This window comes from Streptomyces kebangsaanensis (genome assembly GCF_001906585.1).
Lineage (GTDB): Bacteria > Actinomycetota > Actinomycetes > Streptomycetales > Streptomycetaceae > Streptomyces > Streptomyces kebangsaanensis.
This window is the reverse complement of sequence record NZ_JUJA01000105.1, coordinates 1,290-7,704: the sequence shown is the minus strand read 5'-3', so window position 1 is coordinate 7,704 and position 6,415 is coordinate 1,290. Positions and strand designations below refer to the sequence as shown.

Here is a 6,415-nt window from a genome sequence, read left to right as displayed (position 1 = left end):
ACCGACCGGATCCGCGCCGAGCATCCCGAACTGGGCCTGCTGCGTCCGGTGCGGGACTGGGACGAACGCGAGTTGCGCGCGACCGCCGCGGCGGGCCCGGTGGTCCTGGTCAACGTCTCCCCGCACGGCAGCGACGCCCTGGTCGTCACCGAGCACTCCATCGACGCCGTACCGCTCCCGGGCCTCGACCCGCGGACGACGGCAACGCGCCGGCGGACCTTCGAGGACGCGTTGGTCCGCATCGAGACTCCCGGAACCTCCCGCAAGCAGTCGCAGCGCGCCCAGCAGGATGTACGGGAAACCCTCGCCTGGCTGTGGCAGGCGGTCACCGGCCCGGTCCTCGACCGCCTCCCCGCAGCAACCCGCGTGTGGTGGTCGCTCGGCGGCCTCCTCGGCACACTGCCCCTGCACGCGGCAGCCCCCGCCGGGGGTACCCCCGGCGCCTTGGACCGGCTGATCTCCTCGTACACGCCGACACTGCGGGCGCTGCACCACGCCCGCCGGCGCGCCGCCCGCCCGGCGGGCACCGGAACCCTCGTCGTGAGCGTCGCGCAGGCCACCGGACAGGCCCCACTCCCGGGCGCACGCCGTGAAGCCGAGCATCTGGCTCGCCTGCTCCCCGGCGCTGCACTGCTGGCGGACACATCCGCCACCCACTCTGCGGTCGTCTCCGCCCTGCACCGCCACGCCTACGCGCATTTCGCCTGTCACGCCCTGGGCGACCTGGAGCGCCCGTCCGGCAGTCGGCTCGTCCTGCACGACCACGTCGAACACCCTTTGACAGTAAGTGACTTGGCCCGGCTCCGGCTGCCGTCGGTCCGGCTCGCCTACCTCTCCGCCTGCGACACCCTGCGCACCAGCCCTGAGCTCGCCGACGAGGCCGTCCACATCGTCAGCGCCTTCCAGATGGCGGGCTTCCCCCATGTGGTCGGCTCGCTGTGGCAGGTCGACGACGTGATCGGGGCCGAGGTCGCGCTCAGCGTGTACGAAGCCCTGAACACGGGCGACGGCACACTCGACGTCGCCCGCACGGCCGAGGCCCTGCACCGGGCCGTACGCACCCTGCGCGACACGTATCCGCAGACCCCAAGCCTGTGGGCCTGCCAGGTGCATGCGGGTCCCTAGTCCAGGTGTCCTGTCCGGGGAGGTTGTGGACGGGTGATCGGGTCGCTTCCTCGAGCAGACGTCTGTTCTCCGCCATCAAGCGCTGGTTGACGTTGGGGAGGGCCGGTTGGGTCGGCTTCGGCGCGTCGGCCGGCGGCCGGAGCGGCGTCTCGCTGCTTGCGCAGCCACCTCGGCCTCCCGTGCGGCCGGCAGGCCGAGGCTGTCGCGGGCACGGGCACCGAGTCCTTGGACGCGTAGCGTACGGACCTGAGCTCGTGCCCCCTCAAGGTTGTGCCGGAGGGCGGTGTTCTGTTCGAGGAGCATGCGGTTCTCGACCTCCAGCGCAGCCTCTTTGCCTGTTGAGGCTGTGGCAGCGGCTCGCGGCCGATCGCCCGGCGAGATGAGCGTGTACCGCCTCGGCTTCGGCCTTGATGCCGTGGTGTCGCTGCAGGTACTGCGGATGGCCTCGGCGCGGCGGCGATCTCCGCGTTGGAGAGCGGTGTTCGGCTCTTGCGCATCTCGGCCAGGACATTGAGGACGCGCTGTCGGCACGGCGGCGTCGCGCGGCCGCCGCCCGTCCGGCGTCGAGTGCCGCTTTGCGAGCGGGCTTGATGTCTGTCAGGGCCACGCCTCCGGAGACCCTGGCTGTGCTCGTGCCCAAGTCGGCGAGCGTCTTCGGCGAAGGCCACATGGGCGCGCACGGCGGCGAGCGAGTGTGGGGGGTCTTCAGCGATGCTGCCGTGGCCGTGGCCGTGGCCGAGGTGATGGGATGGGGCGGCCGCCCCCGTAGGACAGACAGGTCCCGGGTCGGACGGGAGCCTTCCTGCGTGAGGTACCAGGCTTTGATACGTGAGCGGTTCGCATCCGGCAACACCGTGCAGTCGACGAATCCCTCGGATCGCAGCCTGTTCAGAGCGCGGGACATCAGCTTTCCGGGCGCCGCGGATGGTTCATCGCATAGGTCCGGGTGGCGAGGAAGAGCAGGATTCCCCACACCAGGAACGACATGTCCCAGACGAACAGGCGCCACAGCAGCGGCTTCCACACGACGGGTTCGGACGGGGTGATCACGCCGAGCGCCACCAGGAGCAGGCTGCCGACCTGCAGTGCCCCGTAGACGGTCAGCAGTGCCGCGCCGCCCCAGCCCGCGGTGAGCATCAGCGGGCGGGGGACGACGCGGCCCCACGGCCGGACGAGTGACAGCGAGAAGAGACCGCCCGCGATCTTGAGTGCGCCGGTGATCCAGACGACGGCGATGAATCCGGGGTCCCGTCGTGCGGCCATCCGCTGGATCACGCCGCCGAGGGTGTCGAGGCCGAAGGTGCCTCCGGCCGCCCAGTAGAAACTGAACAGGCCGAAGACGAAGGCCAGCACCGTGGCAGCGTGTCCGGCCCAGGCCCTCTGCCGTCCACCGGTTTCCCGGACTGTTGGAACAATCTCCGGGCGCTGGTCACGGGCTTCGGACACGGTGGACTCCCTCAGGTGTTTCTGGCGGGTTCCAAGCGCTGCTCACAGGGCTTCCCTCCGCGCCGTGGCGGTCTCCGCCAGAATCTTCGGCTGCTGATCAGGAAACCCGGGACCCCGGCCACTGAAGCCTCCTTGAGTGTCTGGAGCATCATCTGTCCAGCAAGGCGACTCCACCAGACCCGGGGCACATCAGAGCTCCATCAGACCCGGAGCGATTCACCGGGTCGTGCGCTGTCTTCTTGGACGACCCAAGTCCTTCTGGCTCGACCTGCATGCCGCACCGCGTGCCGACGACCGGGCCCTGCACCACAAGCTACTGGCACTGCGCCGTTCCGCCCAAGTTCCCGAGACGATCAGCGCGCTACGAGTCTGTGACATCGTGCTCTGGATGCGTCATCACGCGGAGCACCGAAGAGCGGACTGCAGCGGACAAGGACACCAGCCGGCCGGCTCGAGCTGAGCGATGAGCAGTGGAAGTTGACCGATCCGTTGCTGCCGATAGGCGAGTACGGCCCGTACCCCGAGCGGCTGCGGGATCAGTTCGAGGACTGTGCTGCGGCGAACAGGTGGCATCGTTCGCCCGGCCTCGTGAAAACATGAACCAATGCAGCCAAAACCGGGCACTCACGCCGTGACGGTCATTCACGCTGTGAATAGGGCCGCACCAGGCGGCCACCTCCACGCCAAGAGGAGACATCGTGCGCATCCCCACCACGCTCGCCGCCCTTGCCCTGGCCTCAATCGGACTCATCGGCACCGCCGCCGCCGCTGACAACGACCAGAACACCAGCACGCTCGCCACTCAGTTGTGCAACAAAGGCACCAACGTCCTTGCTCTTCCACTCGGCAAAACCACCTGCAAGGTTCTCACTGACGCCCCGGTATCCCGGAAGCAGTGACACTGCAGGTCTCCCCAGCATTTTCCGGGTGAAGACCCGTAGCGTCCCTGGCCCTGGCAAACCTTCATGCAGGCTTGATCAGAGGTTCGATGGGAGGCCAGGGGGATCTCCTCATCCCCTCGCCTCGAAGCCCTGGTCGCTCCACACCAGCTGACCTCCCATCACCCATCCTTACTGCTGCCAACTCCCGTCGGGCTCCGGCACGTTCACCCGCTGTGTTCCTGCCTGCCGACATGGTGCAGGGTGGACGTCATGCTTGCCGGTCATCAGGAGTACGACGTGGTCGTCACGGCCGTGGCTCCGGCGGGGACCACCGTCCAGGCGGACGGGCACGACGGTTTCATCGACCAGGCCGAGCACCCCTCGTGGTGGTCGGACACGCCCCGCGCCGCGGTCGGTGACCGGATGCGCGCGGTGGTGCTGGACGCCACCGGGACCTCGCCGCGGTTCAGCGCCCTGCCGGGCGATCTGCGGACGGCCCGGAGCCTGCGCCATACCGAACCGCCGGCACGCCTCTGCCCGCCGCCCGGCGGCGGGCGAACCGTGAAGTGGGCCGCCGTGGAGGAGGCGTTGGGCGTTGCCACCCAGCACCAGGTCCTACCCGACGCCCAGTACTCCGGGGTCCAGCTCGCGTGCTTCATGGACCGCGACGGCCCCGTACAGCCGGAGTCCTGGCGCCTTGTCGTCGCCCAGGCGCGCGCCACCGGATCACCGCTTCCTCCGCTCGTCCCTGACGGGATCTACGGACTGCGGGCCGACGGCGCCCTCGCCGCCGAGAGCAGCGAGCGGCAGGCCGAGATCGCCGAAGAGCACCGCAGGCTCAACATCGTCCTGAACCAGGTCGCCCAACACCGCACACAGCCGCCGGAGGAAGGGCAGTGGGACGGCGGGCGGATCAAGGACACCTACGACGACTTCGCCCCCCCCGCTACGCGTTCGCGTTCTGGCGGCTCGCCGCCCAGGGCGTCACAGTCCTCGACGCCCCGCGGGAGCCCGGCGAGGACAGACCCCGGAACCGGCCTGGGGCACAGCCGGCGGACCCCGACGTCCGCGTCATCCGGCTCGCCAACCAGGTGCCCGCACAGCGTTCGGCGGAGGACGGCGGGACGAGCCGGGTCTACCACCACCGGTGGACCGTCCGGATGCACAAGGTCCGACAGCGGTATCCCAGTGCGCGGGAGCACCGCTTCGCCCACTACTCCAACATCTCCGGTACCGGTTACCGGGAGCTGATCGAGGGAGAGAAGGTGACCTTCGACGTGACGCCGGGCCAGAAGGGGCCACAGGCGGAGAACATCGTCCGCGGCTGACCTGGTGTCGGCGTACGGGCTGTAGTGCAGAGGTATGTACGGGCTGATGTGCAGAGCTTGAGTTCGTGTCAGCTGACGGCGGTGGTGCCGCCGTCGATGGCGGTGAGGCGGTTCTTCAGCCGGTAGCTGGCGCCGTTGATCGCGAGGATCTCGCAGTGGTGGAGGAGGCGGTCGATGATGGCGGTGGCCAGGACGTCGTCGCCGAAGACCTGGCCCCACTCGCTGAAACTCTTGTTCGAGGTCGGCAAGGTGGAGCCCTTTTCATACCGCTTGGAGAGCATCTGGAAGACGAGGTTCGCCTCGTCACGCTCCAGCGGGAGGTAGCCGACCTCGTCCACCACGAGGACGTGGGGCCGCAGGTAGGTGCGGAGTTTGCTGACCAGGCGGCCGATGGCGTCGGCGGCTTTGAGCTGGCGGACCATGTCGTCGAGGGTGGTGAAGTAGATCGTGTAGCCGGCCCGGCAGGCGGCGACCGCCAGGGCGACCGCGAGGTGTGTCTTCCCTACCCCCGGCGGGCCGAGCAGGGCGACGTTGGCCTTGGCCTCGACGAACGCGAGGGTGGCCAGGTCCTTGACCTTCCTGGGGTCGAGTTCGGGCTGGTAGGAGAAGTCGTACTCCTCGATCGTCTTGTAGTGCGGCAGCCGGGACAGCCGCAGGGCATGGCGGAAGCGGCGCTCTTCACGGACGGCGAGTTCTTCTTCCAGGACCAGGTCGAGAAAGTCGAGGTAGGCCATCCGCTCGGCGTCGGCCCGGCCGACGTACTCGCCGAGTGACTGGGTCAGATGGGGCAGGCCGAGTTTCGTGGCGGTGGCACGGATCCGGGCGGTGACCAGCTCGCTCAACGCATGTCCTTGGGGTCGATGGGGGCGGGAGTGAACGGACGGGTGCCGGTGATCTGGTCGTAGAGCGCCAGCGGCCGGGTGCCGACGTGGACTTGAGCGGCCCTGGCCCGGGCCAGCAGCGGCACCAGCCCGCCGGGCTCGGTGCCGGCACTGCGGGCCGGGCCGGTGCGAGTTCCGCGATCACCGGGATCGGTGGTGGTGGCGCGGGTGTGTCCGTCGGGCAGGCCCTGCCAGTGCGCCTCGTCCACGATCCGGGCGCCGCGGCCGACCGCCCTGGGGTGCACGGCCAGCAGCGTGATGCCCTGGGCGTCGGGCACCGTGGCATGCAGCGCGACGGTGGCGGCCGACGCTCTCACCTCGACCAGCTGGCGGTGGCGGACCTTGGCGGCGGGCACCGAGTAGAGGTTGGCGTCGAAGGCGACCAGGCAGTCCTTGCCGACGTGCCGCAAAAACCGGTCGGCGACGATGTAGGGGCGGGCGGGCAGCGGCCGCAGCGCGGCGTGATCCCGTGCGGCCCGCACGCCGATCACTTCGCCGTGGGTGCGGTGGGTGCGGGCCCGCCGCCGGGGCACCCAGGCCATGAATGCCCCGTCCAGGTCGTCCAGGCCGGAGAAGGCCCGGCCGGCCAGCACGTGATCACGGATGATGGTCACCTGGCGCTCGACCCGGCCCTTGCCGGTGGGGCGGTAGGCGGCCAGCACGTCGATGTCGAAGTCGTAGTGCCCGGCGAACGCGACGGCCTCCGGATGCAGGGGGACCGCCTCGCCGGGTGCGACGTGGCGGCGGACCACGG

6 protein-coding genes and 2 pseudogenes are annotated in these 6,415 nt (G+C 69.7%); 4 read left to right on the top strand and 4 right to left on the bottom strand.

What is annotated here, in order from left to right:
* A partial coding sequence (locus tag RH94_RS43500) for a CHAT domain-containing protein (RefSeq protein WP_234425795.1) occupies positions 1-1,125 on the top strand: 1,125 nt, incomplete at its 5' end.
* 626 nt (positions 1,126-1,751) lie between these two features.
* Here RH94_RS43500 and RH94_RS43495 read toward each other — a convergent pair.
* Both RH94_RS43495 and RH94_RS15540 read right to left on the bottom strand, forming a co-directional pair.
* Positions 1,752-2,035 (bottom strand): annotated as a pseudogene (locus tag RH94_RS43495) (replication-relaxation family protein); the annotation flags it as partial.
* Positions 2,029-2,478, bottom strand: a complete 450-nt coding sequence (locus RH94_RS15540) for a DUF3995 domain-containing protein (protein WP_199880966.1) — start codon at positions 2,476-2,478, stop codon at positions 2,029-2,031. The gene RH94_RS15540 and the pseudogene RH94_RS43495, both read right to left, overlap by 7 nt.
* Positions 2,479-2,707: 229 nt before the next feature.
* Here RH94_RS15540 and RH94_RS43490 point away from each other — a divergent pair, with 229 nt between their 5' ends.
* The 3 genes and pseudogenes from RH94_RS43490 to RH94_RS15525 form a co-directional block, all read left to right on the top strand.
* Positions 2,708-3,031, top strand: a complete 324-nt coding sequence (locus tag RH94_RS43490; RefSeq protein ID WP_324614273.1) for a DUF6308 family protein — start codon at positions 2,708-2,710, stop codon at positions 3,029-3,031.
* A gap of 238 nt (positions 3,032-3,269) precedes the next feature.
* The gene (locus RH94_RS15535) at positions 3,270-3,470 is read left to right on the top strand and encodes a hypothetical protein (protein WP_073948181.1); all 201 of its coding nucleotides are present in this window, start codon (positions 3,270-3,272) and stop codon (positions 3,468-3,470) included.
* Between the two features lie 1,187 nt (positions 3,471-4,657).
* Positions 4,658-4,780, top strand: a pseudogene (locus RH94_RS15525) (cold shock domain-containing protein); the annotation flags it as partial.
* A gap of 68 nt (positions 4,781-4,848) precedes the next feature.
* Here RH94_RS15525 and istB read toward each other — a convergent pair.
* On the bottom strand, positions 4,849-5,622 hold the full coding sequence (gene istB, locus RH94_RS15520; protein WP_073948179.1) for an IS21-like element helper ATPase IstB: 774 nt from the start codon (positions 5,620-5,622) through the stop codon (positions 4,849-4,851).
* Positions 5,619-6,415, bottom strand: a 797-nt coding sequence (locus RH94_RS43485) for a Mu transposase domain-containing protein (RefSeq protein WP_407697318.1), incomplete at its 5' end; no start/stop codon positions are given. The genes istB and RH94_RS43485, both read right to left, overlap by 4 nt.